Annotated in this window: 22 protein-coding genes; 18 read left to right on the top strand and 4 right to left on the bottom strand. The window is 71.9% G+C overall.

All coding sequences use genetic code 11. From position 1 onward, the window contains the following. Positions 1 to 55: 55 nt before the first annotated feature. Both ASF37_RS02465 and ASF37_RS02460 read right to left on the bottom strand, forming a co-directional pair. A complete protein-coding gene (locus ASF37_RS02465) occupies positions 56 to 952 on the bottom strand; it encodes a M56 family metallopeptidase (protein ID WP_055967260.1) in 897 nt (298 codons plus the stop codon). 44 nt (positions 953 to 996) lie between these two features. Then, positions 997 to 1,377, bottom strand: coding sequence for a BlaI/MecI/CopY family transcriptional regulator (locus ASF37_RS02460; RefSeq protein WP_082481891.1), 381 nt, complete (start codon positions 1,375 to 1,377; stop codon positions 997 to 999). Between the two features lie 113 nt (positions 1,378 to 1,490). Between ASF37_RS02460 and ASF37_RS02455 the strand changes: the two genes are divergently transcribed. The 10 genes from ASF37_RS02455 (at position 1,491) to ASF37_RS02410 (ending at position 15,105) form a co-directional block, all read left to right on the top strand. Next, positions 1,491 to 2,909: a cytochrome ubiquinol oxidase subunit I gene (locus tag ASF37_RS02455; RefSeq protein ID WP_056578975.1), complete on the top strand. Its 1,419-nt coding sequence runs from the start codon at positions 1,491 to 1,493 to the stop codon at positions 2,907 to 2,909. Between the two features lie 25 nt (positions 2,910 to 2,934). Next, positions 2,935 to 3,975 (top strand): cytochrome d ubiquinol oxidase subunit II, encoded by a 1,041-nt coding sequence (gene cydB / locus ASF37_RS02450; protein ID WP_056578972.1) that lies wholly within the window; start codon positions 2,935 to 2,937, stop codon positions 3,973 to 3,975. Between the two features lie 6 nt (positions 3,976 to 3,981). After that, positions 3,982 to 5,640: a thiol reductant ABC exporter subunit CydD gene (cydD, locus tag ASF37_RS02445; RefSeq protein WP_056578970.1), complete on the top strand. Its 1,659-nt coding sequence runs from the start codon at positions 3,982 to 3,984 to the stop codon at positions 5,638 to 5,640. A gap of 2 nt (positions 5,641 to 5,642) precedes the next feature. Further along, positions 5,643 to 7,283, top strand: coding sequence for a thiol reductant ABC exporter subunit CydC (gene cydC, locus ASF37_RS02440; RefSeq protein WP_162239209.1), 1,641 nt, complete (start codon positions 5,643 to 5,645; stop codon positions 7,281 to 7,283). Next, positions 7,280 to 8,455: a signal recognition particle-docking protein FtsY gene (gene ftsY / locus ASF37_RS02435; RefSeq protein WP_055967280.1), complete on the top strand. Its 1,176-nt coding sequence runs from the start codon at positions 7,280 to 7,282 to the stop codon at positions 8,453 to 8,455. Before cydC ends, ftsY begins: the two co-directional genes overlap by 4 nt. Positions 8,456 to 8,610: 155 nt before the next feature. Next, positions 8,611 to 9,879, top strand: a complete 1,269-nt coding sequence (locus tag ASF37_RS02430) for an ammonium transporter (protein WP_082480779.1) — start codon at positions 8,611 to 8,613, stop codon at positions 9,877 to 9,879. 1 nt (position 9,880) lies between these two features. Beyond that, on the top strand, positions 9,881 to 10,219 hold the full coding sequence (locus ASF37_RS02425; RefSeq protein ID WP_055967282.1) for a P-II family nitrogen regulator: 339 nt from the start codon (positions 9,881 to 9,883) through the stop codon (positions 10,217 to 10,219). Positions 10,220 to 10,322: 103 nt separating this feature from the next. After that, positions 10,323 to 12,602, top strand: a complete 2,280-nt coding sequence (locus tag ASF37_RS02420; RefSeq protein ID WP_056578967.1) for a [protein-PII] uridylyltransferase — start codon at positions 10,323 to 10,325, stop codon at positions 12,600 to 12,602. Between the two features lie 57 nt (positions 12,603 to 12,659). Next, entirely contained in the window at positions 12,660 to 14,246 is a 1,587-nt protein-coding gene (gene ffh / locus ASF37_RS02415) for a signal recognition particle protein (protein WP_055967288.1), read from the top strand. Between the two features lie 10 nt (positions 14,247 to 14,256). After that, a complete protein-coding gene (locus ASF37_RS02410) occupies positions 14,257 to 15,105 on the top strand; it encodes an MBL fold metallo-hydrolase (protein ID WP_056578964.1) in 849 nt (282 codons plus the stop codon). Here the strand turns inward: ASF37_RS02410 and ASF37_RS02405 are convergent. Then, a complete protein-coding gene (locus tag ASF37_RS02405; protein WP_056578961.1) occupies positions 15,089 to 15,895 on the bottom strand; it encodes a hypothetical protein in 807 nt (268 codons plus the stop codon). The two genes, ASF37_RS02410 and ASF37_RS02405, sit on opposite strands and share 17 nt — an antisense overlap. Positions 15,896 to 15,993: 98 nt before the next feature. Here ASF37_RS02405 and ASF37_RS02400 point away from each other — a divergent pair, with 98 nt between their 5' ends. After that, positions 15,994 to 17,727 carry an ABC transporter ATP-binding protein gene (locus tag ASF37_RS02400; protein ID WP_056578957.1) on the top strand — a complete coding sequence of 578 codons (1,734 nt, stop codon included), beginning with the start codon at positions 15,994 to 15,996 and terminating at the stop codon, positions 17,725 to 17,727. Continuing rightward, positions 17,724 to 19,634: an ABC transporter ATP-binding protein gene (locus tag ASF37_RS02395; protein WP_235499937.1), complete on the top strand. Its 1,911-nt coding sequence runs from the start codon at positions 17,724 to 17,726 to the stop codon at positions 19,632 to 19,634. The genes ASF37_RS02400 and ASF37_RS02395 overlap by 4 nt, the downstream gene beginning before the upstream one ends. 9 nt (positions 19,635 to 19,643) lie before the next feature. Here ASF37_RS02395 and ASF37_RS02390 read toward each other — a convergent pair whose 3' ends face one another. Next, positions 19,644 to 20,003, bottom strand: a complete 360-nt coding sequence (locus ASF37_RS02390) for an ArsC/Spx/MgsR family protein (protein WP_056554126.1) — start codon at positions 20,001 to 20,003, stop codon at positions 19,644 to 19,646. 60 nt (positions 20,004 to 20,063) lie between these two features. On the opposite strand from ASF37_RS02390, the gene ASF37_RS02385 reads away from it, so the two are divergent. From ASF37_RS02385 to ASF37_RS02360, 6 genes are all read left to right on the top strand, one after another. Further along, the gene (locus ASF37_RS02385) at positions 20,064 to 20,855 is read left to right on the top strand and encodes a crotonase/enoyl-CoA hydratase family protein (protein ID WP_056578954.1); all 792 of its coding nucleotides are present in this window, start codon (positions 20,064 to 20,066) and stop codon (positions 20,853 to 20,855) included. A 190-nt stretch (positions 20,856 to 21,045) separates the two neighbouring features. Next, entirely contained in the window at positions 21,046 to 21,546 is a 501-nt protein-coding gene (gene rpsP, locus ASF37_RS02380) for a 30S ribosomal protein S16 (RefSeq protein WP_055967308.1), read from the top strand. A 2-nt stretch (positions 21,547 to 21,548) separates the two neighbouring features. Further along, positions 21,549 to 21,800, top strand: a complete 252-nt coding sequence (locus tag ASF37_RS02375; RefSeq protein WP_055967311.1) for an RNA-binding protein — start codon at positions 21,549 to 21,551, stop codon at positions 21,798 to 21,800. A gap of 10 nt (positions 21,801 to 21,810) precedes the next feature. Continuing rightward, complete coding sequence (gene rimM, locus ASF37_RS02370) at positions 21,811 to 22,356, top strand: ribosome maturation factor RimM (protein WP_056578953.1); 546 nt, start codon at positions 21,811 to 21,813, stop codon at positions 22,354 to 22,356. 32 nt (positions 22,357 to 22,388) lie between these two features. Continuing rightward, the gene (trmD, locus tag ASF37_RS02365; protein WP_056554878.1) at positions 22,389 to 23,072 is read left to right on the top strand and encodes a tRNA (guanosine(37)-N1)-methyltransferase TrmD; all 684 of its coding nucleotides are present in this window, start codon (positions 22,389 to 22,391) and stop codon (positions 23,070 to 23,072) included. 191 nt (positions 23,073 to 23,263) lie between these two features. After that, the gene (locus ASF37_RS02360; RefSeq protein ID WP_055967317.1) at positions 23,264 to 24,520 is read left to right on the top strand and encodes an ammonium transporter; all 1,257 of its coding nucleotides are present in this window, start codon (positions 23,264 to 23,266) and stop codon (positions 24,518 to 24,520) included. Positions 24,521 to 24,773 lie beyond the last annotated feature (253 nt).

The raw sequence follows: 24,773 nt of genomic DNA, 5'->3' as shown, positions 1-24,773 counted from the left end.
CGCCTTCCGACACCGTGCTCGAAAGGTCGGGGCCGCTGACGGTTGCACCGCGTGGTCACCGCTCGAGCAGCACCTCGACCGCGTGGTACATCCACGGCACCGCGATGAAGACGGTCGGGACGACCAGCACCACCGCCGAGATCGCGATCGACGCGATGGCCGACGCTCGGCGTGCCCGGGTCGGGGCGGGGTCGCGCAGTCGCTCGAGACGCAGGAGCGCGTCGCTGCTCGCGCCGAGGGCGCCGGCCGGGGTGGGGCCTCCGGCGAGGGCGACGATCGCGCGGGCGAGGGGCGGGTCGCCCGTGACCTTCCGTGCCGCGTCGTCGGCCATGAGCTCGACCATCACCTGGCTCTGACGCAGGGGAGCGTCGGTGCGCAGGGGTCGGGGGAACGCGCGGTGCAGCACGCCGAAGGCCTCGAGCACGAGGTCGTGACGGGTGCGCACGTGCGAGCGCTCGTGCTCGAGCACGGCCTGGAGGGCGTCGTCGTCGAGGGACTCCACGGCCCCGCTGGAGATCACGACGCGGGCGTCGCGCAGGCGAGGGATGCAGTAGGCCACGGGTGTCTGCTCGGTCAGGACCCGCACGGCGGGGAGTGCGCCGTGGGGCTCGCCGAGGAGGTCCACCAGCGCGCGGTGGCGGGCGCGCCGGGTCGACGTCTCGCGCCAGACCTGCCAGGCCGCCCACCAGAAGCGCGCCCACACCAGGACGCCGATGCCCATGAGCGTCGCGTGGAGGGCGATCCGCCACCAGGTCGGCTCGTCGTCGGTGACGAGCCACAGCGCCGTGGAGAGCGCGGCCCCCGAGATGGCGAGCACGGCGGCGAGCGCCAACGACTGCCAGAGCACGATCCCTGCGGCCGGCGCGAGTCGCGGCCACGCGGCGCGCGACAGGAGGGCGGGCACCGGCAGGGCGAGCGCGAGGCCGATCGCGCCGAGGAGCAGCGGAGTCATGGTCGCGGGGTCATGGAGGCGGGTTCAGGGTCGCGGGTGCACGGTCAGCGGCCCGCGTCGATCTCGTCGAGCGCGGCCCGTAGCGCCGCGGCCTCCGCGGGGTCGACGGTGCGAGCGAAGTGGAGCAGGGCCGCGGTGCGGTCGCCGGAGCTGTCGAGCGTGGCGTTCAGCGCCTCGGCCGTGGCCGCCTCGCGGGAGAGGGCCGCCGTGTAGCGGAAGGCGCGCCCGTCGCGCTCGCGGCTCACCATCTCCTTGGTGCCGAGCCGGTCGAGCACCGTCATCACGGTCGTGTAGGCGAGGTCGTGCGTGCCCGAGGCCTCCAGTCCGTCCTGCACCTCGCGGACGGTGAGCGGGGACGTGGCCCCCCACAGCACGTCCATGACGGAGCGCTCGAGGGAGCCGAGGGAACGGGATGACTGCGGCATGTGACCTAATCTACTACGCCCGGTAGGAGTTCGGCTTGCCGGTGGACCCCTCGAGGTCCTACGCTCGGTAGTAGTTACTACAGGATGTAGTAGATCAGCGAGCGGAGGCGACCATGGAAGCGCTCGACATCGCGCGGTGGCAGTTCGGCATCACGACCGTCTACCACTTCTTCTTCGTGCCGATCACGATCGGGCTGATCTTCCTCGTGGCCATGCTGCAGACCGCGTGGCACCGCACCGGCAAGGAGAAGTACCTCAGGCTCACCCGGTTCTACGGCAAGCTCTTCCTCATCAACTTCGCGATGGGCATCGCGACCGGGATCGTCCAGGAGTTCCAGTTCGGCATGAACTGGAGCGACTACTCCCGCTTCGTCGGCGACATCTTCGGCGCCCCGCTCGCGATCGAGGGTCTGCTGGCCTTCTTCCTGGAGTCCACGTTCCTCGGCCTCTGGATCTTCGGCTGGGACCGGCTCAAGCCGGGGCTCCACCTGGCCTGCCTGTGGCTCGCCGCCATCGGCACGGTGCTGTCGGCCTACTTCATCCTCGCCGCGAACTCGTTCATGCAGAACCCCGTCGGCTTCCGGATGAACGAGGAGGTCGGGCGGGCCGAGCTCATCGACTTCTGGGCCGTGCTGACCAACAAGGTCGTGCTCGTCACCTTCCCGCACACGATCTTCGCGTGCTTCATGGTCGGCGGTGCCTTCGTGGCCGGCATCGCCCTCTGGCAGATGTTCCGCAAGGACCGCGAGGACGAGCGCGAGACCTGGCGCACCGCCCTGCGGCTCGGCGCCGTGGTGCTCCTCGTCTCCGGCGCCGGCACCATGATCTCCGGCGACTTCCAGGGCAAGGTCATGACCGAGGTCCAGCCCATGAAGATGGCCGCCGCCGAGGGCCTCTACGAGGACGAGGCGCCCGCCTCCTTCTCGCTGCTCACCGTCGGCACCCTCGACGGCAGCGAGCCCGTCCTCGAGCTCAAGCTGCCGCACCTGCTGTCGTACCTCGGCACCGGGTCGTGGAACGGGGAGATCCGCGGCATCAACTCCCTGCAGGCGGAGTACGAGGAGCTCTACGGCCCCGGCGACTACTCGCCGAACATCCCGGTGACCTACTGGACCTTCCGCGCGATGATCACCTCCGGTGGGCTCGCGATGGCCGGCGGTGCCTGGATGCTCTGGGCCACCCGTCGACGCCGCATGCCCAGCGTCGGGACGAGCGAGGGCCGATGGCTCCTGCGCACCGCCGTGGTCCTGCCGTTCCTGCCGCTGCTCGCCAACTCATTCGGCTGGATCTTCACGGAGATGGGCCGCCAGCCGTGGGTGGTCTTCGGCCTCATGCCGACGTCGGCCGGGGTCTCGCCCGGCACCACCACGGCCGAGGTGCTCACGACGCTCATCGGCTTCACCGCCCTGTACGGCGCCCTGGCCGTCGTCGAGGTCAAGCTCCTGCTCACCTACATCCGCAAGGGCCTGCCCGACGCCGACCCGCCCCAGTACGTCGACGACCCGGACGCGCCGCTCGCGTTCGCCTACTGACCACCAGGAACCGGAGGAGACGACCATGGAGCTCACCACCGTCTGGTTCGTGCTCATCGCCGTGCTGTGGATCGGCTACCTCGTGCTCGAGGGGTTCGACTTCGGCGTCGGCATGCTCACCGCCGTGCTCGCTCGTGACGAGAAGGAGCGCCGCGTCCTGCTGAACACCATCGGCCCGGTCTGGGACGGCAACGAGGTGTGGCTGCTGGTCGCCGGCGGCGCGACCTTCGCGGCGTTCCCCGAGTGGTACGCCACCTTGTTCAGCGGCTTCTACCTGCCGCTGTTCCTCATCCTCGTCGCGCTCATCCTGCGCATCGTGGCCCTCGAGTACCGCAGCAAGCGGCCCGCGATGATCTGGAAGCGACGCTGCGACGTCGGCATCCTCATCGGGTCCGTCGTGCCGGCGCTGCTGTGGGGCGTGGCCCTCGCCAACATCGTGCGCGGCGTGCCCATCGACGCCGACAAGGAGTTCGTCGGCTCCTTCTTCGACCTGCTCAACCCGTACGCGCTGCTCGGCGGGCTGGTGACCCTCACGGTCTTCCTGGTCCACGGCGCGGTCTTCGTCGGCCTCAAGACCGTCGGCGACATTCGTGACCGCGCCCGACTGCTCGCCCTGCGCGTCGGCGTGGTCGCAGCGGCGCTGGCCGTGGTCTTCATCGCCTGGACGGCCGCCCGCGACGGCGACCTCGCGGTCTGGATCGCCGGTGGCCTGGCTGCCCTGGCCTTCGTCGCGGCCCTGGCCGCCACCTCGGCGCGGCGCGAGGGATGGGCGTTCATCGGCACGGCGCTGTCGATCGCGGCGGTCACGGTCATGCTCTTCACGGCGCTCTTCCCCGACGTCATGCCGTCGTCGCTCGATCCCGCGTGGAACCTCACCACCACCAACGCCTCCTCGACTCCGTACACGCTCAGGATCATGACCTGGGTGGCGGCGGCCTTCACGCCGATCGTCATCGGCTACCAGGCGTGGTCGTACTGGGTGTTCCGCCGTCGCATCGGCACGCACCACATCCCGGACGACGTGCTCGCACCCACGCCGGACCTCGAGCCCAGTCGGGAGCGCTGAGCGGCCGTGGGTCCCGTCGATCCCCGCCTCCTGCGCCGGTCGCGGCCGGCGCGGCGCTTCCTCGTCGCCACCGTCGTGCTCGGGTCCGTCGCCGCCGTCGCGGTGGTGGCCCAGGCCTGGCTGGTCTCCGACGTCGTGGTCGGTCTCGTCGAGGGCGAGTCGACCCGTGCGATCGCCGCCGGGGCCGCTCTGCTCGCCGCGGTCGTGGCCGCGCGCGGCGTGCTCGCCTGGGCGCAGGCCACGGCCGGCACCCGCGCCGCCGCCTCCGTGAAGGCCGGGCTCCGGCACGACCTCGTCGAGGCCGTGCTCGACCAGCGTCGGGTGGGCGCCGCGCCGTCGAGCGCGCGCGTCGCCACGTTGCTCGAGACCGGGCTCGACGCGCTCGACGGCTACGTGGCGCGCTTCCTGCCCCAGGTGGTGCTCACGGCCGTCGTGCCCGTGGCCGTGCTCCTGACGCTCGCGGTGGTCGACCCCCTCTCGGCGCTCATCGTCGTGCTCACGCTCCCGCTCGTGGTCACGTTCCTGGTGCTCGTGGGCCTCGTGACGCGCGACCGGCTCGACCACCGGTGGGGTGAGCTGCAGCGTCTCGGGCGGCACTTCTCCGACGTGCTCGCCGGCCTGACGGTGCTGACCGGGTTCGGTCGCGACTCGGCCCGTGGGCTGCGCGACGTGGGGGAGCGGCACCGTCGAGCCACGATGGAGTCGCTGCGCACCGCGTTCCTGTCCTCACTCGTCCTCGAGCTGTTCAGCACCCTGTCGGTGGCTCTCGTCGCCGTCGCCGCCGGGCTGCGACTCGTCGGCGGGGGGCTCGACCTGGGGACCGGTCTGCTGGTCATCGTCCTCGCTCCCGAGGCCTACCTCCCGCTGCGCCGGCTCGGCACCCAGTTCCACGACAGCACCCAGGGGCTGGCCGCGGCCGACGAGGCGCTCACGCTGCTCGACGGCCCCCAGCCCGACCGGGCGACCGGCCACTTCGTGGTGGACGGTCCGGCGCCGGTCACGGTGCAGGCCCTCGAGGTCGTCCATCCCGGACGTGAGCAGCCGGCCCTCGTGCTGCCGGCCTTCACCCTCCTGCCCGGCGACTTCGTCGCGGTCACCGGACCGTCCGGTTCCGGCAAGTCGACGCTGCTGTCGGTGCTGCTGGGCTTCGCCGCTCCCACCGCCGGGTCCGTACGGGTGGGGCGGCACCGGCTCGACGAGCTCGACCCCGAGGCGTGGCGCCGTCGTGTCGCCTGGGTCCCGCAGGACCCCCACCTGCTCGCCGGCAGCGTCGCCGACAACGTCCGGCTCGGTGACCCCGACGCCGACGACGCGCAGGTGCGCGCGGCCCTCGACGACGCGGGCGCCGACGACCTTCCCGCCGAGCGCCACGTGGGGGAGCAGGGACAGTCCCTGTCCGCCGGTGAGCGGCGTCGCGTGGCGGTGGCCCGGGCCCTGCTGCGCATCCGGGCGGGCGACGCGTGGCTCCTGCTCATGGACGAGCCGACCGCGGGCCTCGACGCCCACCGAGAGAGCACCGTGCTCGGCACGCTCTGCCGGCTCCAGGAGACCGGCGACGTCACCGTCGTCGTGGTCGCGCACCGCGCCGAGACCGTGGCCGCCGCCTCGCGCGAGCTGCGGGTCACCGTGGCGAGCGCCGAGTCCGCGACGGTGGTCCCCTCGTGAACGTGGTGCGCAGGCTCATCGCCTCGCCCCGGGGGCACCTGGGTCTCGGGGCGAGCCTCGGCGTGGCGGCACAGCTGAGCTCCCTTGGCCTGCTGCTCACCTCCGGGTGGCTCGTGGTGCGGGCCGCCGAGCAGCCGCCGGTCCTCTACCTCATCGTCGCCATCACGTCGGTGCGCATGTTCGGCGTGGCCCGGGCGGCGCTGCGCTACGCCGAGCGGCTCCTCACGCACGACGCTGCCCTCGCCCGCGGGATCGACGACCGGGTGCAGGCCTACCGTGCCCTGGCACGCACGATGCCCGCCGCCGGTGCGATGCGCCGAGGCGACGTCGTGCGCACCGTCGTCTCCGACGTCGAGACCGTGCAGGACGGCCTGCTGCGCCTGCGGCTGCCGTGGATCTCGGCCGTGGTGGCATCGGCGGTGACCGTGGGGGTGGTGTCCGTCGTCCTCCCGGCCGCCGGGCTGGCGCTGGCTCTGTACGCCGGTGGGGTGCTGCTCGTCGCGCGGGTCCTCGTCCCTCGGCTCGCCGACGGCGGCACGGGGTCGGGGTCGGGGTCGGACGCAGCGACGTCGGTGGCCGGGAACGTCACCGAGCTGGTGCTGGCCGCACCGGACCTGGTCGCCTACGGGTCCGCGCGGGGACGCGACGCCACCGTGCACGCGGCGGTCGACGCGCTCGCCCTGCAGGACCGTCGACGTGCCTGGGCCGGCGGTGTGGGCTCGCTGGTGGTGCTGCTCGGCGGCGCTGCGTGCGTGCTCGCCACAGCGCTGGTCACGGCCGACGCCGGCCTCGCCGGACCCCTCGTCGGCGTGCTGGTGCTCGCACCCATCGGGCTGGTCGACGTGCTCGACGCCGTGGCCGAGGCCGAGCGCCTCCGCCCGCGCGTCGCCGCCGCTCGCGCACGCCTCGCCGCGCTCGAGGGCGCCACGGACCCGATGCCGGCTCCCGTCGCGGACGCGGCGCCCGTGGGCTTCGACCTCGAGCTGCAGGACGTGACGCTCGGCTGGGACCGTGACCTCGTCCGCGGGGTCATGACCCACGTCGGGGAGGGCGGGGTGCTGGTGGTCACCGGACCGAGCGGGGTCGGCAAGAGCACGCTCGCGGCCACGCTCTCGCGCCTCGTCGAGCCTCGTGCCGGGACGGTGCGTCTGGGCGGTGCGGACCTGCTCGACCTCACGCGGGAGCAGGTGCGCGGCGTCGTCGGCTGGATGCAGCAGGACGCCGTGCTGTTCGACACGACCATGCGCGAGAACCTGCGCGTCGCCGACCCCGCCGCCGGCGACGACCTCGTCTGGCGCACCCTCGGTCGGGTGCGGCTCGCCGACACCGTCGCGTCCTGGCCCGACGGTCTCGACACCGTTCTCGGTGAGGGCGGGGCCGTGCTCTCGGGCGGCGAGCGCCAGCGCATCGCCCTCGCCCGCATGCTCCTCGCCGGGCACCGGGTCCTCGTGCTCGACGAGCCCACCGAGCACCTCGACGCGCCCACCGCCCGGGCCCTGCTCGACGACGTCGACGCCCTCGCTCCCGAGCACACCCTCGTGATCGTGTCCCACGCCCCGGAGGTCGTCGCCCGGTACGACCACCGGCTCGACCTCGGCGCGTCGCTCGCGCCGGTGGGGGGCGCCTCTAGGGTGGGTGGGTGACCACCGAGCTCCTCGTCGCCCTCATCGCCGTCGCCGTCGTCGTCCTCGGCGGTGGTGCCGCCCTCCTCGTCCGCCGCGGACGTTCCGAGCTGCCGCCACCGCGCGACCTCGACGCGATCACCGAGGAGGTCATCGACCACCCGGAGCACCCGGAGCCGCACCTGCCGTCCGAGGACGAGGAGCCGCCGTTCGAGGAGGTGCCCGCCGACGAGAAGGCATCGGCGTCCCCGACCACCACGGTCGAGCGTCCCGAGCCCGCGCAGGGTCGGCTCGTGCGGCTGCGCGCACGGCTCGCCCGCTCCAACAGCTCGCTCGGGCGCGGACTGCTCTCGGTGCTCGGCCGGGCCGACCTCGACGACGCCGCCTGGGAGGAGCTCGAGGACACGCTGCTGGCCGCCGACGTGGGCGTGGGCCCGACCACCGAGCTCGTGGACCGTCTGCGCACCCGCGTCCGCGTGGAGGGCATCACCGACCCCGAGGGCGCTCGCACCGCGCTGCGCGAGGAGCTCATCGCCCTCGTCGACCCGTCCCTCGGCCGTGCCGTCGCCACCACGGGTGCCGACGGCAAGCCCGGCGTCGTGCTCGTGGTCGGCGTCAACGGCACCGGGAAGACCACCACTGTCGGGCGGCTCGCGCGCGTGCTCGTGGCCGAGGACCGCACCGTGGTGCTGGGCGCCGCCGACACCTTCCGTGCCGCCGCCGCCGACCAGCTGAGCACGTGGGGCCAGCGGGTCGGGGTCGAGGTCGTGCGTGGCCCTGAGGGCGGCGACCCGGCCAGCGTCGGCTTCGACACCGTCAAGCGTGGCATCGAGCTCGGCGCCGACGTGGTGGTGATCGACACCGCGGGGCGTCTGCACACCAAGTCCGGTCTCATGGACGAGCTCGGCAAGGTCAAGCGCGTGGCCGAGAAGCAGGCGCCGGTCACCGAGGTGCTGCTCGTCATCGATGCCACCACCGGCCAGAACGGCCTGCGTCAGGCCCAGGTGTTCGGCGAGGTCGTCGACGTCACCGGCGTGGTCCTCACCAAGCTCGACGGCACGGCCAAGGGCGGCATCGTCGTGGCCGTCCAGCGCGAGCTCGGCGTCCCGGTCAAGTTCGTCGGTCTCGGCGAGGGTGCCGACGACCTCGCCCCGTTCGACGCCGCCGAGTTCGTCGACGCCCTGCTCGGCTGATCGGGTAACACGCCCGTAACGTGACCGCCGATCTCGTGACCTGAGCGAAACGTGGCGCTGCCGTGGAGGTAATCGGGGCGTTCCACAGTGTGACGCAGGCGCTGCCGCACGGCGTGCCGTCCCACCACGTCACCCCTCAGCCACTCGGAGGTTCCATGGATACCGGCGACACCGCCTGGATCTTGGCCAGCTCGGCGCTGGTCCTGCTCATGACACCCGGACTCGCCTTCTTCTACGGCGGCATGACCCGGGCCAAGAGCGTGCTCAACATGATGATGATGAGCTTCGCCGCTCTCGCGATCGTCCCCGTCCTGTGGGTGCTCTACGGCTACTCGTTCGCGTTCAGCCCCGGAGGCAACGGCTGGCTGGGCGGGTTCGACCGCCTGGGCTTCACCAACATCGGCGTCGAGACCGCCTACGGCACCATCCCCGAGTTCGTCTTCGCCGGCTTCCAGCTCATGTTCGCGATCATCACGGTCGCCCTGATCAGCGGTGCGATCGCCGACCGCGCCAAGTTCTCCGGCTGGGTCGTCTTCGTGGTCGTGTGGGTCACGATCGTCTACTTCCCGGTCGCGCACTGGGTCTTCGACTTCGGTGACGACGGCGGCTGGATCGCCACGCAGCTGGAGGCGGTGGACTTCGCGGGCGGCACCGCCGTGCACATCAACGCCGGTGCGGCCGGACTCGCACTGGCCCTCGTCCTCGGCAAGCGCACCGGCTGGAAGCGGGATCCGATGCGCCCGCACAACCTGCCGTTCGTGCTCCTCGGCGCCGGCCTGCTGTGGTTCGGCTGGTTCGGCTTCAACGCCGGCTCCGCCGTCGGTGCCAACGGCCTGGCCGGTCTCGCCTTCGTGAACACCGCCGTGGCCACGGGCGCGGCGATCGCCGGGTGGCTCGCCTACGAGCTCGTCAAGGAGAAGAAGGGCACCAGCCTCGGTGCCGCGTCCGGCGCGGTCGCCGGTCTCGTGGCCATCACGCCGGCCGCGGGCGCGCTGTCGCCGTTCGGCTCCATCGTGCTCGGCCTGATCGCCGGCATCGCCTGTGCGGCCGCCGTGAGCCTCAAGTGGAAGCTCGGGATCGACGACTCGCTCGACGTCGTCGGCGTGCACCTCGTCGGTGGCCTCATCGGCACGGTCCTCATCGGCTTCCTGGCCACCACCTCCACCGGAGGCGGTGCGCCGGTCGACGGACTCTTCTACGGCGGCGACGCCGCGCTGCTCGGCAAGCAGGTCCTCGCAGCGGTCGTCGTCCTGGTCTTCTCGTTCGTGCTCACCTACATCATCGGTAAGTTGATCGACGTGACCATCGGCTTCCGGATCGACCCGGACGACGAGGTCGCCGGCATCGACCAGGTCGAGCACCTCGAGTCCGCGTACGACTACACCGGTGGATCCGGTGGTTCGCCCTTCAAGACGGGAGTCTGAGATGAAGCTCGTGACCGCGGTCATCAAGCCGCACAAGTGGGAAGAGGTCCGCGAGGCCCTCGCCGCCGCCGGCGTCGCCGGCATGACCGTCACCGAGGCCAGCGGCTACGGCCAGCAGAAGGGCCACACCGAGGTCTATCGTGGCGCCGAGTACGACGTGACGCTCGTGCCGAAGATCCGGCTCGAGGTCGTGGTCGACGCGGCCGACGTCGAGAGCGTGGTCAGCACGATCACCGGTGCCGCGCAGACCGGCAAGATCGGCGACGGCAAGGTCTGGGTCGTCCCGGTCGACTCGGTGGTGCGGGTCCGCACCGGCGAGACCGACGAGGCCGCGCTCTGACCCAGTGCTCTGACCCGGGGCCCGCAGCGGTGCGCACGCAGCCCCCGACCCGCCCGGTCGGGGGCTGCGTCGTGCCGCCCGCCGAGGCGGGGAGACTGATCCCGTGAGCCACCCCCCGAGCACGGCGACGCAGCGGCGACGTCGGGCCGACGACGCAGACCGGCTGCTCGCCGACGTCTTCGCTACGGCTGTCGGTCCCGACCCCTCCGGTCTCGCCGCGGTGGCGGTGGGCGGGTACGGCCGGCGCGAGCTGTCGCCGTCGAGCGACCTCGACGTCGTGCTGCTCCACGACCCGGCGGTGCCGGAGAGTCGCGTGCGCGAGGTGGCCGAGGCGCTCTGGTACCCGCTGTGGGACGCGAAGATCCCGCTGGACCACTCCGTGCGCGACGCCGAGCAGATGCGGGCCACGGCCCGCGACGACCACCGCGCCGCGATGGGGATGCTCGACGCCCGCGCCGTCGCCGGCGACGCGGGCCTGGTGCTGGGCCTGCGGTCCCACGTGCTGGCCGACTGGCGACGCGAGGCGCGCACGCGCGTGGAGGAGGTCCGCGCAGGCCGGGAGCAGCGGATCGAGCGATTCGGGTGGCTGGCCTACGCCGCCGTCCCCGACCTCAAGGAGTCAGGTGGGGGACTGCGTGACGGCGTCGACCTGCGGGCACTCGTGGCCACCTGGCTCGTCGACGTGCCGCACGCCGAGGTCGAGGAGCTGAGGTCGGCGCTGCTGGACGTGCGCGACGCCGTGCACGCCACCACCGGCCGTCGGACCGATCGGCTGGTGGTCGACGACGTGCCCGCCGTCGCCACGTCCGTGGGCATGGACCCCGAGGCGCTCGACCTGCACGTGCGTCACCTCGGGCGGCGCATCGCGCACGTGGCCGACGTGACGTGGCGTCGGCTCGACGGCGTGCTCGTGCCGCGCACCAGTCCTCGGCCGCGCCCCGGCGTCCGTCGTGCCGGGCCCGCCGTCGTCCAGGTCGACACCGGTGTGGGCTGGCTCGGCGACGAGATCGTGCTCACGGCCGACGCCGCACCTCGCACCGACCCGGTGGTCGCCCTCAGGGCCGCCGCTGCGGCCGCCAAGGCCGGGCTGCCGCTCGGCGCCGGCACGGCCCAGCGCCTCGCCCGTGACCTCGGCGACCTTCCGGAGCCGTGGCCGGCGCCCGCGACGCGCTCGCTCGTCGACCTGCTCACGGCCGGGCGCGGGCTGGTGCAGGTGTGGGAGGAGCTCGACATCGCCGGCGTCGTCGACCGGTGGCTCCCCGAGTGGGCCGACGTGCGGCTGCGCGGCTCGAGCTCGCCGGTCCACCGCTTCACCGTCGACCGGCACAGCGTCGAGACGTGCGTCGTCGCCGCCGGACTGCGCCGCGACGTCGACCGCCCCGACCTGCTCGCGGTCGCCGCCCTGCTGCACGACATCGGCAAGGGCCGCCCGGGCGACCACAGCGAGGTGGGTGCCCCGATGGCCGAGCAGGTCGCCCTCCGGTGGGGCTTCACCGACGCGGACGCCGACGTGGTCGGACGACTCGTGCGTTGGCACCTGCTGCTGACCAACGTGGCGACCCGCCGCGACATCGAGGATCCGGCGACCGCGGCGAACGTGGCGGAGATCGTGGGCGACACCGCCTTCCTGGACCTGCTGCTCGGACTCACGCAGGCCGACGCCGGCTCCACCGGGCCCACGGCCTGGACGGCGTGGCGACGAGGCCTCGTGGAGGGGCTCGTGGCCAAGACCCGCGACCACCTGGCCGGCGCGGTGCCCGCGGTGGCCTCCGACGACTACGAGGGCTGGCCCGCCGACCTGGCCCTGCCCGAGCCCGAGGTGCTGGCCCGCACGGGCGACGGCGTCGTGGAGCTGACGGCCGAGGACCACCAGGGCGGGTCGCTCCTGACGGTGGTCACCGGGGACCGGCCGGGTGTCATGGCGCGCATCGCCGGCGGGCTCGCCCTGCAGGGCCTGGCCATCCGCTCCGTCCGCGTGGTCACGCAGGGGGATGCGGCCGTCTCGCTCTGGGAGGTCACCCGCGGGGGCGTGCTCGCCAGCGCGGTGCGGGAGCGCCTGGTCCCGGTGCTCGAGGGTGAGGTCGCCCTGGAGGACCGGATGACCCTCACCGCCGTCGAGGGGGTCGCTGCGCGGGTGCGGGTCCTGCCCGACTCGTCGGACTCCGCGACCCTGCTGGAGGTGCGCGCCGCCGACCGTCGCGGCCTGGTCTGGACGGTGTGCGACGCCATCGCCCGCAGTGGGTGCTCGATCCGCTCGGCGCACCTGTCCACCTACGGCGACGAGGCCCGAGACGTCTTCTACGTGGTCGACGCGACGGGGGACCCCCTGTCGGGGCCGGCGGCGCAGGAGCTGCGCGCCACCGTCGACGACGCCCTCGTGTGAGCGCCGGGCGGGACTGGGCTGCGTCGGTGCCGCGACCCGCTCGGTAGGCTGGCCGTCATGTTCGACACCCTGCAGGACCGCCTCCAGTCCGCGTTCAAGAACCTGCGCGGCAAGGGGCGTCTCACCGAGGCCGACATCGACGCCACGGCACGCGAGATCCGCCTCGCGCTGCTCGACGCCGACGTCGCCGTGCCCGTCGTGCGCGACTTCGTCGCCCGCGTCAAGGAGCGCGCGCTCGGTGCCGAGGTGTCCAAGGCGCTCAACCCCGCCCAGCAGGTCATCAAGATCGTCAACGAGGAGCTCGTCGGCATCCTCGGCGGTGAGACGCGCCGGATCCGGTTCGCCAAGAACCCGCCGACCGTCATCATGCTGGCCGGCCTCCAGGGCGCGGGCAAGACGACCCTGGCGGGCAAGCTGGGTCGCTGGCTGAAGGAGCAGGGCAACAGCCCGATGCTCGTGGCCTGCGACCTCCAGCGCCCCAACGCCGTCAACCAGCTGCAGGTCGTCGGCCAGCAGGCCGGCGTCACGGTGTACGCGCCGGAGGCGGGCAACACCGGGTCAGGTGACGGTGGAGCCGAGGGCACCCGCTCCTACGGCGACCCCGTCCAGGTCGCCCGCGACGCGGTGGCCGAGGCCCGACGCACGCTGCACGACGTGGTGGTCGTCGACACCGCCGGACGCCTCGGCATCGACGCCGACCTCATGCAGCAGGCACGCGACATCCGCGACGCCGTGCAGCCCGACGAGGTGCTGTTCGTCATCGACGCGATGATCGGCCAGGACGCCGTGCAGACCGCCGAGGCCTTCAACGAGGGCGTCGACGTCACCGGTGTGGTCCTGACCAAGCTCGACGGCGACGCCCGCGGTGGCGCAGCGCTCTCGGTGCGTCAGGTCACCGGTCGACCGATCATGTTCGCGTCGACGGGCGAGAAGCTCACCGACTTCGACGTGTTCCACCCCGACCGCATGGCCGGGCGCATCCTCGACATGGGCGACATGCTCTCGCTCATCGAGCAGGCCGAGAAGGTCTACGACGCCGAGCAGGCCGAGAAGGACGCCGAGCGCATGCTCGGCGGCACCTTCACGCTGCAGGACTTCCTCAAGCAGATGGAGGCCCTGTCGAAGATGGGGTCGATGACCAAGCTCATGGGCCTGCTGCCCGGCATGGGTCAGTTCAAGGACCAGCTGGCCGACTTCGACGACCGCGAGCTCGACAAGATCAAGGCGATCATCCTGTCGATGACGCCCAAGGAGCGCGACGACCCCAAGATCATCGACGGTTCGCGCCGCGCCCGGATCTCCAAGGGCTCGGGCACCACGGTCCAGGACGTCAACCAGCTCGTCACCCGTTTCTTCGACGCGCGCAAGATGATGCAGCAGATGGCCAAGGGCGGAGGCGTCCCCGGCATGGGTGGCGTCCCCGGGATGCCGGGCATGCCCGGCAAGCGTGCCGGTGCGCGTCAGAAGCCCCAGAACAAGGGCAAGAAGAAGGGCAAGCGCGTCTCCGGCAACCCCGCCAAGCGGGCCCAGGCCGCGCAGCCGAAGGACGCCCCCACGACCACCGGGGCCGACGCCTTCGGCTTCGGCAAGCAGGGCGGCGACCAGGACTTCGAGCTGCCGAAGGAGCTGCGGGACCTGCTGTAGGTCCAGCGAGGTGCACCTCCGCCTGCTCGGCACGGGATCGGCCGACGGCTGGCCGAACGCGTTCTGCCGCTGCGACTCGTGCGAGGCCCAGCGTGCCGCAGGCGTGCTGCGTGGTCAGACCAGCGCGCTGCTCCGGGTCGACGGCACCGCCGTGCTGCTCGATCCCGGGCCCGAGGTGCTCGCTGCCGCGACGCGCTGCGGTGAGTCGCTCGCCGACGTGCGTGTCGTCCTCGTGACCCACGCCCACGCCGACCACTTCGGGCCGCAGCTGCTGCTGTTCCGGTCCTGGGTGAACGACGAGCCCCTCGACGTCGTGGGTCCGGCCACCGTCGTCGACGAGGCGCGCCGGTGGGTGGCGCCGGACTCGACCGTGCGGTTCCACGCGGTGGACGCGGGTGACGTGCTGGACCTCGGCGCGGCCCCGCACGGGGGAGGGGAGCCGATCCGCGTGCAGGTGCTGTCCGCGGCTCACACGGTGATGGCCTCGGGCGACGCCGTCCTCTACGACGTCACGGGCTCCGACGGTGCTCGGGTGCTGTGGGCCTGCGACACCGGACCGTGGGAGGCGTCGTGGTTCGAGATGGTCCGCGACGCCGCCTACGACGCCGTGCTGGTGGAGGAGACCTTCGGCGACCGCGCCGACCTCGGCTCGGGACATCTGCACCTCGGCACGCTCGGGTCGCTGCTCGAGCGGCTGCGCGAGGTCGGCGCCGTGACGACGTCGACCGACGTCGTGGCCGTGCACCTCAGCCACCACAACCCCCCGGAGGACGAGCTGGTGCGACGCCTGGCCGACCTCGGCGCGCGGCCGGGCACGGACGGCGAGCGGTGGGAGACCGGCCTCAGCGCAGGGCGGTGACCGTGTCGCAGGTGGTGGAGCCGGGCTCGGCGCGCGTGGTCTCGTCCGTGAGGCTCTGGTGGACGAAGGCCTGACCGTCCTTCACCTGGTGGTAGGTGTAGACGCAGAACTCCTCGTCGCCGAACGCGACCCCGTACCCGAAGCCCGCGGACGGCTCCTCCCCGACCGCCTCGAAGTCCTCCAGCCCCTCGACGACCGCGTCGAGCTTCTTCTTCCTGACCTTCTTCTGCTCCGCGGTGACGGCGCCGTCGCCGACGGGCCCGTCGATGTAGACCGCGTCCACCAGGTCGGCGATGGCGGTCGCGTTCGTTCGCAGGAAGTCGCCGATCTGCTCGCTCCTCAGCTTCGCCTCCTGGTCGGCGGGGGAGCTGCCGAAGGTCGGTGCGGGCGCCTCCTCGGTCGGGTAGACCGTCGGCTCGCAGTACGTCGGCTCCTCGTCCACCTCGGCGCTGGCGTCGTCGGCGCTCTGGTGGACGAACGACCGACCACTGTCGGGGTCCACGAGCCAGACGCAGTACGCGGGTGTGCCCGCGAGTGGCCGGCTCGGCACCGATCCTGCCGTGTAGCCCTTCGCCTCGAGGGCGGCGACCGCGTCGGGGAGCGGCATGCGCCCCTTGGCGTCCTTCTCCTTCGCCACGGCGTCCACGGCGGTGGCCAGGTCGGTCTGCAACCGCTTCGTCTCGGCCTTCTCGGCGGCGGCGCGGCGTTCCTCGGCCTGCTCCTCCTGGCTGGGACCGCAGCCTGCGAGCGCGACCAGGGCGGTCAGGACCATGACGGTGGTGCGCCTCATCGTTCCCCCCGGGGTCGTCGTGGAGCCACAGTCTGGCCCATGCTGGCCGCCCGCGTCACGACGCTCGGGGACGTGGAGGCTGGTTGTAGCCTGCAACGGTGCTGATCCCCCTGCTGCGCCGGTACCTGGCGCCCTACCGGGGAGCGATTGCGGTCGTGCTCGTCTTCCAGCTGGCACAGACCGTGGCCAACCTCTACCTCCCCGGTCTGAACGCCGACATCATCGACCGCGGCATCGTCACCGGGGACGTGCCCTTCATCTGGCGCACGGGCGCCACGATGCTGCTGGTCACGGTCCTCCAGGTCGGCGCGACGGTGGTGGCGGTCTACGTCGGAGCGCGGGTGGCGATGGCCCTCGGTCGAGACCTGCGCGCCGCCGTCTTCGACCGCGTCGAGACCTTCGCCGCGCGCGAGATGGCCCAGCTCGGCGCGCCGACCCTGATCACGCGGAGCACGAACGACGTCCAGCAGGTGCAGATGCTGGCCTTCATGGGCCTGACGTTGCTGGTGACCGCGCCGATCATGGCCGTCGGGGGCGTGGTCATGGCGCTGCGCCAGGACGTCGAGCTCTCGGCACTCCTCCTCGTGGCGCTGCCGGCGCTGCTGATCAGCGTGGGCCTGATCATCCGTCGGATGCGGCCGCTCTTCCGCCAGATGCAGGACCGCGTCGACGGCCTCAACGGCGTCATGCGCGAGCAGATCCAGGGCATCCGCGTCATCCGGGCGTTCGTCAAGGAGAAGCACGAGACGCAGCGGTTCGACGACGCCAACCAGGCCTACCTCGACGTCGCCGTGGCCACCGGTCGGCTCATGTCGCTGATGTTCCCCACCGTCATGCTGATCATGAACGTCTCGGTGGTGCTGGCCACGTGGTTCGGCGGCTACCGGATCGCCTCGGGCGACCTGCAGGTCGGCACCCTCACGGCGTTCCAGAACTACCTGATCCAGATCCTCATGGCGGTCATGATGGCCACCTTCATGCTCATGCTGTGGCCGCGTGCGGAGGTGTCGGCCGAGCGCATCACCGAGGTGCTCGAGACCGAGCCCAGCATCGTGGTCGACCCGGACGCCACGCCCGCGCACGTCGTCCGCGGCGAGGTCGAGCTGCGAGGCGCCTCCTACGCCTATCCCGGTGCCGAGGTCGACGTCCTGCACGACGTGGACCTCGTGGCCCGGCCCGGCGAGACCACCGCGATCATCGGCTCCACCGGCAGCGGCAAGACCACGCTCATGAGTCTCGTGCCGCGTCTGTTCGACGTGACCGGGGGAGCGGTGCTCCTGGACGGTCACGACGTGCGCGACCTCGAGCCGCAGGCCGTCTGGGCCGCCATCGGGCTGGTGCCGCAGCGTGCGTTCCTGTTCTCCGGCACCGTCGCGTCCAACTTGCGCTACGGCCGTGACGACGCCACCGACGAGGAGCTCTGGCAGGCGCTGGAGGTGGCGCAGGCCCGTGAGTTCGTCGAGGCGATGCCCGGCGGGCTGCAGGCCCCGGTCACCCAGGGCGGCACCAACGTGTCCGGTGGGCAGCGGCAGCGGCTGGCCATCGCCCGTGCCGTGGTCAAGCGACCGCTGGTCTACCTCTTCGACGACTCGTTCTCGGCGCTGGACTACGCCACGGACGCCGCGCTCCGCCGGGCGTTGCGTGCCATCACGAGCGAGTCCGCCGTCATCACCGTGGCCCAGCGCGTCAGCACCATCCGCGACGCCGACCGCATCGTGGTGCTCGACCAGGGCACGGTGGTGTCCACTGGCACGCACGCCGAGCTCATGGCCGACTGCGACGTGTACCGCGAGATCGTCCTCTCGCAGCTGACCGAGGAGGAGGCCGCGTGAGCGGGCGCGGTCCCGCGTGGGGCGGAGCCATGAACCACGAGAAGGCCAGCGACTTCCGCGGCACCCTCGGGCGCATGGTCCAGCGGCTGCTGTTCCACCGTCGTCTGGTGCAGGCCATCGGGCTGCTCGGCCTGGTGGCCACCGCGCTCTCGGTCGTCGGACCGCGGATCCTCGGCCACGCCACCGACATCGTCTTCAGCGGCTACCTGTCCGACCAGTTCCCGGCGGGCGCCGACAAGGCCGAGGTGGTCGCGGGGCTCGAGGCCCAGGGCGACGACCGGATGGCCGACCTCGTGCGCGGCACGGACCTCCGACCGGGTGAAGGCATCGACTTCACCTCCCTGGCCTGGGTCCTGGCCGGCGCGCTGGTGCTCTACGTCGTGGCATCGGTGTTCATGTGGTGGCAGGGACGCCTCACGACCGTCGTCGTGCAGCGCACGGTGGCCGGTCTGCGCGGCGAGGTCGAGGACACCCTCAACCGTCTGCCGCTGGCCAGCGTCGACGCCCACGAACGTGGTGAGCTGATGTCACGGACGACCAACGACATCGACAACATCGCGCAGTCGCTGCAGCAGACGATCAGCCAGCTGCTGACCTCGGTCCTGACGGTCGTCGGGACGCTCGCCATGATGCTGTGGATCTCGCCGCTGCTCGCCCTCGTCGCCGTGCTGACGGTCCCGGTGGCCGTGGTCCTCACCCGCGCCATCATGAAGCGCTCCCAGCCCCAGTTCGTGGCCCAGTGGGCGGCGACCGGTGCCCTCAACGGCCACATCGAGGAGGTCTTCACCGGCCACGAGATCGTCAAGGTCTACGGCCGGCAGCAGCAGGCGCGCGAGGAGTTCGACTCCCGCAACGACGCCCTGTTCGGAGCCGCCTTCAAGGCACAGTTCATCTCCGGGGTGATCGCGCCGGTGATGATGTTCGTGTCGAACCTCAACTACGTGCTCGTGGCCGTGATCGGAGCGTTCCGCGTCGCGTCGGGGACGCTCTCCATCGGCGAGGTGCAGGCCTTCATCCAGTACTCGCGCCAGTTCACTCAGCCGCTGACGCAGGTGGCCTCCATGATCAACCTCCTGCAGTCCGGCATGGCCTCGGCCGAACGGGTGCTGGCGCTGCTCGACGAGCCGCACGAGGCGCCCGACGCGCCCGGCGCGCCCTTCCCGGACCCGCTGCGTGGCCGGGTCGTCTTCGAGGACGTCAGCTTCTCCTACGGCGACGACCCCCTCATCGAGCTCCTCGACCTGGTGGCGGAGCCGGGGCAGACCGTGGCCATCGTCGGGCCCACCGGGGCCGGCAAGACGACGCTCACGAACCTGCTGCTCCGCTTCTACGACCTCGACGGCGGACGCATCACGCTCGACGGCGTCGACGTCGCCGCCATGGAGCGTGCTCGGCTCCGCGAGGCGTTCGGCGTGGTGCTGCAGGACGCGTGGCTCTTCCAAGGGAGCATCCGCGACAACATCTCCTACGGTGCGCACCGCGCCACCGAGGAGCAGGTGCAGGCCGCGGCCGAGGCGGCCTACGTCGACCACTTCGTGCGCACGCTCCCCGCCGGCTACGACACGGTCATCGAGGACGAGGGCGGCGGGGTCAGCGCCGGCCAGCGCCAGCTCCTCACCATCGCCCGCGCGTTCCTCGCCGACCCGGCCATCCTGGTGCTCGACGAGGCGACCAGCAGCGTGGACACCCGCACCGAGGCGTTGGTGCAGAAGGCCATGGAGCAGCTGCGGGCGGGCCGCACGTCCTTCGTCATCGCGCACCGGCTCTCGACGATCCGCGACGCCGACCACATCGTGGTGATGGAGGCGGGCCGCATCGTCGAGCAGGGCACGCACGACTCGCTCGTGGGCGCCGGTGGACCCTACGAGCGGCTCTACGCCGCGCAGTTCGCCGGCACACCGCTCTAGGGGGACGACTCAGCCCTCGCGGAGGAAGGCGTCGGCGCGGCTCTTCGGCCGACCGATGATCGCCCGGTCGCCGCGGTCCAGCACGGGGCGCTCCATGAGCCGGGGGTGCTCCACGAGCAGGTCCGCGACCTGCTCGGGCGTGGCGTAGTCGGCGGGGTCGAGCCCCTGGTCCTTGAAGAACGAGTCCTTGCGCACCAGGGCGGCCGGCTCGTCCTCGAGGCGGTCCAGCAGGTCGAGCAGGGCGGCCCGGTCGAGCGGCTCCTTGAGGTAGCGCACCTCCTCGACCTCGACACCGGCTGCCGCTGCCGCCTCGAGCGCGTGCCGCGAGGTGGAGCAGGCGGGGTTGTGCAGGATCGTGACGTCGGCCATGCGAGCAGCCTAGCCACGCAGGTCCTCCTGCCGACCTCGACGGATCGCTAGCGTGGGGCCATGTCCTCCGCTGCCGTCCGCTTCGACGTCGACGACGACGTCTGCACCATCACCCTGGACCGACCCGACGTGCGCAACGCCGTCGACGGCCCCATGGCCGCCGAGCTCCTGTCGGCGTTCGAGGCGTTCGAGGCCGACGACGCGCTGTCGGTGGCGGTGCTGCACGGCGAGGGCGGCAGCTTCTGCGCCGGAGCCGACCTGACGTCGGTCGGCGACCCCGACCGTCGTCACGTGCTCGACCCCGACGGGGCCGGGCCGATGGGTCCCACGCGGATGGCGCTCACCAAGCCGCTCGTGGCCGCGATCGAGGGACACGCCGTGGCCGGCGGGCTCGAGCTGGCGCTGCTGGCGGACCTGCGGGTCGCCGCGGAGGACGCCGTGCTCGGCGTGTTCTGTCGACGCTGGGGCGTCCCCCTCATCGATGGCGGCACCGTGCGGCTCCCGCGTGTGGTGGGGCACGGCCGTGCGATGGACCTCATCCTCACCGGACGCGCCGTCGAGGCGCACGAGGCGCTGCAGATGGGGCTCGTGAACCGCGTCGTGCCCGCGGGGCGCGCCCTCGACGTCGCCCACGAGCTGGCCGAGCAGCTCGCCCGTTTCCCGCAGGAGTGCCTGCGCGTCGATCGAGCGTCGGCGATCGCCCAGTGGGACCTGCCGCTCCGCGAGGCCCTGCGGGCCGAGGGCGCGGGCGGCCTGCCCGTGGTGGCCTCCGAGGCCGTCGCGGGTGCCGAGCGCTTCGTCTCGGGGGCGGGACGGCACGGGTCGTTCGACGATCCGACGACTCCGCCGTGAGCCTGACCGGTCGACTCGCGAGGCGATGTGGTCGATCCGGGTCCCGTCTGGCAGAATGTCGGCTTGTGTCCGACGCGGACGGGACCCTCTCAGCCCGGCCGCATGGGCCCACCAGCTTCGTGCCCGGATCGTGACCCCACCCGGTCCGGCGCGTCACCACACCACAGAGACCTGAGGAGACACCACACTCGTGGCCGTCAAGATTCGCCTGAAGCGGATGGGCAAGATCCGCACCCCGTTCTACCGCATCGTCGTCGCCGACTCGCGCACCAAGCGCGACGGTCGCGTGATCGAGGAGATCGGCACGTACAACCCCAAGACCGAGCCGTCCACGATCCACGTCGTGTCCGAGCGCGCCCAGTACTGGCTCGGCGTCGGCGCCCAGCCGACCGAGGCCGTCGCCGCGATCCTCAAGATCACCGGTGACATCGGTGGCACCAGCACCCTCAAGACGCCGGAGCCGAAGGCCGACAAGGCTGCGCTGTTCGACGCCGCTCTCAAGGAGCTGCACGCCGAGCCGAAGACCGAGGCGACCACCAAGAAGAAGGCCGCCAAGAAGGCTGCGCCGAAGGCCGACGAGGCCAAGGCCGACGACGCCGAGAAGGCTGAGGAGCCCAAGGCCGAGAAGGCTGAGGAGCCGAAGGCCGAGGAGCCCAAGGCCGACGACGCCGCCGAGAGCACCGAGGCCTGAGCATGGCCGGTCGCACGCAGGAGGTCATCGAGCACCTCGTGTCGGGCATCGTGGACCACCCCGACGAGGTCGACGTGAGCGAGAAGCAGACGCGGCGCGGCGACCTCTTCGAGGTGCGCGTCAACCCGGCCGACCTCGGCAAGGTGATCGGCCGTCAGGGTCGCACCGCGTCGGCGATCCGCACCGTCAGCGGAGCGGTCGCCGGCACCAAGGGTGCCCGCATCGACTTCGTGGACGTCGACCGCCAGCGCTGAGGTCCTGACCATGCGCGTCGTGGTCGGTCGGATCGGCCGGGCTCACGGGATCAAGGGTGAGCTGACGGTCGACATCCGCACCGACGAGCCCGGGCGAAGGTTCGCCCCGGGCACGGCGCTCGTGGCCGGCGACCGCACCGTCGTCGTGGCAGCCGCCCGGAACCACTCCGGGCGGCTGCTGCTGCGTCTGGAGGGGGTCGCCGACCGCACGGCGGCCGAGGCGCTGCACGGTCGTGTGCTGGAGGTCGACATCGATCCGGCCGACGAGCCCGACGAGGACGACGCCTACTACGACCACCAGCTCGTGGGCCTGCGCGTGCACGACCACCACGGAGTCGACGTCGGCATCGTGACCGAGGTGCTGCACCTGCCCGAGCAGGACCTGCTCTCCGTCGATCTCGACGACGGCGCCCGCGGCGTCCTCGTCCCCTTCGTCACGGCTCTCGTGCCCGAGGTCGACCTCGCCGCCGGTCACGTCGCGCTGGCCGACGTCCCGGGCCTGCTGGACCCCGACGCCCAGGCCGTCGCCACCCCGGACGTGGGCGACGGGACGTGAGCGGGGGACCGGGCGACCGCGTCGCCCCGACGATGCGCATCGACGTCGTCTCGATCTTCCCCGCCTACCTCGACGCCCTCGACCTCTCGCTCGCCGGCCGGGCCCGCGCGAGCGGCCTGCTCGAGATCCGCACCCACGACCTGCGCGACTTCACCCACGACCGCCACCGCACCGTCGACGACACGCCCTACGGAGGCGGCGCCGGCATGGTCATGCGCCCCGAGCCCTGGGGCGAGGCCCTCGACGCCGTCACCAGCGACGAGGCCGTCGTCCTGGTGCCCACGCCCTCGGGCACGCCCTTCCGGCAGTCCCTCGCCCACGACCTGAGTCGCGAACGACACCTCGTCTTCGCCTGTGGCCGCTACGAGGGAATCGACCAGCGGGTCATCGACCACGCCCGCGGGCGCTGGCGCGTCGAGGAGGTCTCCCTCGGGGACTTCGTGCTCAACGGGGGAGAGGTCGCCGCGCTCGCCGTCATCGAGGCCGTCGTGCGGCTCGTCCCCGGCTTCATGGGCAACCCCGCCTCCCTCGCCGAGGAGTCCCACGGGGACGACGGGCTGCTCGAGTACCCGGTCTACACCAAGCCCGCGGCGTGGCGCGGTCTCGACGTGCCCGACGTGCTGCTGTCCGGCCACCACGGGGCCATCGCGGCCTGGCGGCACGAGCAGGCGGTCGCCCGCACGCGGGAGCGTCGGCCCGATCTCCTGACCGACTGACGACGTCGAACACCCACCGACGAGGCCCTGTGCGCCGGATTTAACACGGGGGCCACCGGCGTCATGCAGGTGAAACATTCCGGGCGTGGTTGAGGAAACCTTGCCGCCCCATGATGAACGCGGCTCCTCCAAGAACAGCAGCGTGGCTGTGGGACGCCGATGTTCACTCAACCAGCTACAACGAGGTGGGTATGTCAGTCGATCTTTCATGGCAGCTGCTGTGCACGGCACTCGTCATCTTCATGACGCCGGGTCTTGCGTTCTTCTACGGCGGTCTGGTCAAGTCCAAGTCCGCGATCTCGATGATGATGCTGAGCTTCGGCTCGCTCGCCCTGGTCACAGTGCTCTACGTCCTCTACGGCGGCACGGGCATCGCCGGCAACGGCACGAGCGGCGGCAGCAAGCTCTTCGGCAACCCGTTCGAGGACTTCGGCATGTCGGACCTGATGTCGGGGGTCGGTGGCGGTGACGCGGCCAACGCCTTCGGCGGTCACGCGTTCCTCGTCGCCTTCTGCATCATCACGGTCGCCCTCGTCTCGGGCGCGGTCGCCGACCGGGCACGCTTCTGGCCGTGGATGCTCTTCGCCGGGCTGTTCACGACCTTCGTCGTCTTCCCGACGTTCCGCTGGCTCTTCGGGGTGGACGCCGACGGCAACTTCTACGGCTGGCTGGCCAACGACGTCTTCGGCTTCGGTGCGGCGCTCGACTGGGCCGGCGGCACGATCATCCACCAGTCCGCCGGTGCTGCGGCCCTCGCTCTCGCCCTCGTTCTCGGCAAGCGCAAGCTCGGGTTCTCCAAGGAGGAGTCCCAGCCGCACAACGTGCCGCTGGTGCTCCTGGGCGCCTCGATCCTGTGGTTCGGCTGGTTCGGCTTCAACACCGGTGTCTACGGCGCCGACGAGGGCCAGACGTCGCTGATCTTCTTCAACACGCTCATCACCCCGGCGGCCGCGCTGATCGGCTGGATCGTCGTCGAGACCTTCCGTGACGGCAAGGCCACCGCGGTGGGTGCGGCGTCCGGCATCGTGACCGGGCTCGTCGCCATCACGCCGGCCTGCGCCTTCGTCACGCCCCTCTGGGCGATCGTGCTCGGCATCGTGTCGGGTGTCGCCTGCGCCCTGGCTGTCGACCTGAAGTTCAAGCTCGGCTACGACGACACGCTCGACGTCGTGGGCATCCACCTCGTCGCCGGCTTCATCGGCTGCGTCTACATCGGTCTGTTCGGCTCGGAGGCCCTGACCGGCGGCAGCCTGTTCTTCGGTGGCGAGACCGACCTGCTGTTCGCCCAGATCCTCTCGTCGCTCACGATCATCGTGTTCTCGTTCGTCGTGGCCTTCGCCATCGGCTTCGGCATCGAGAAGACGATCGGCTTCCGCGTGACGGAGGAGGACGAGGTCGCCGGCATCGACACCGCGCTGCACGGCTCGGAAGGCTACGCGCTCGACTGAGTCGTCACCCGAACCCCACGGAGGGCTCCTGCTCGGGCAGGGGCCCTTCGTGGCGTCCGGGGGCCGATCCCGGGCGCCACGGTTCTCCCGGGCCACCGAGGGCCGGTCTCGGCTGGGCCGGCTTCGTCGGGGCCAGTTTCGTTCGGGCCGGGCCGCTGTGGCAGAATCGTCCCTTGGTGCACCGCGGTTCTGCCACAGGGGAGCCGTCGACGAGCACCGGTACGACACCAAGACTTTTCTCACCATCGTTTCC

The organism is Aeromicrobium sp. Leaf289, from assembly GCF_001423335.1.
Classification (GTDB): Bacteria; Actinomycetota; Actinomycetes; order Propionibacteriales; family Nocardioidaceae; genus Aeromicrobium.
Note: the sequence above shows the minus strand (reverse complement) of the source record. Positions and strands in the feature narration are given on the sequence as shown.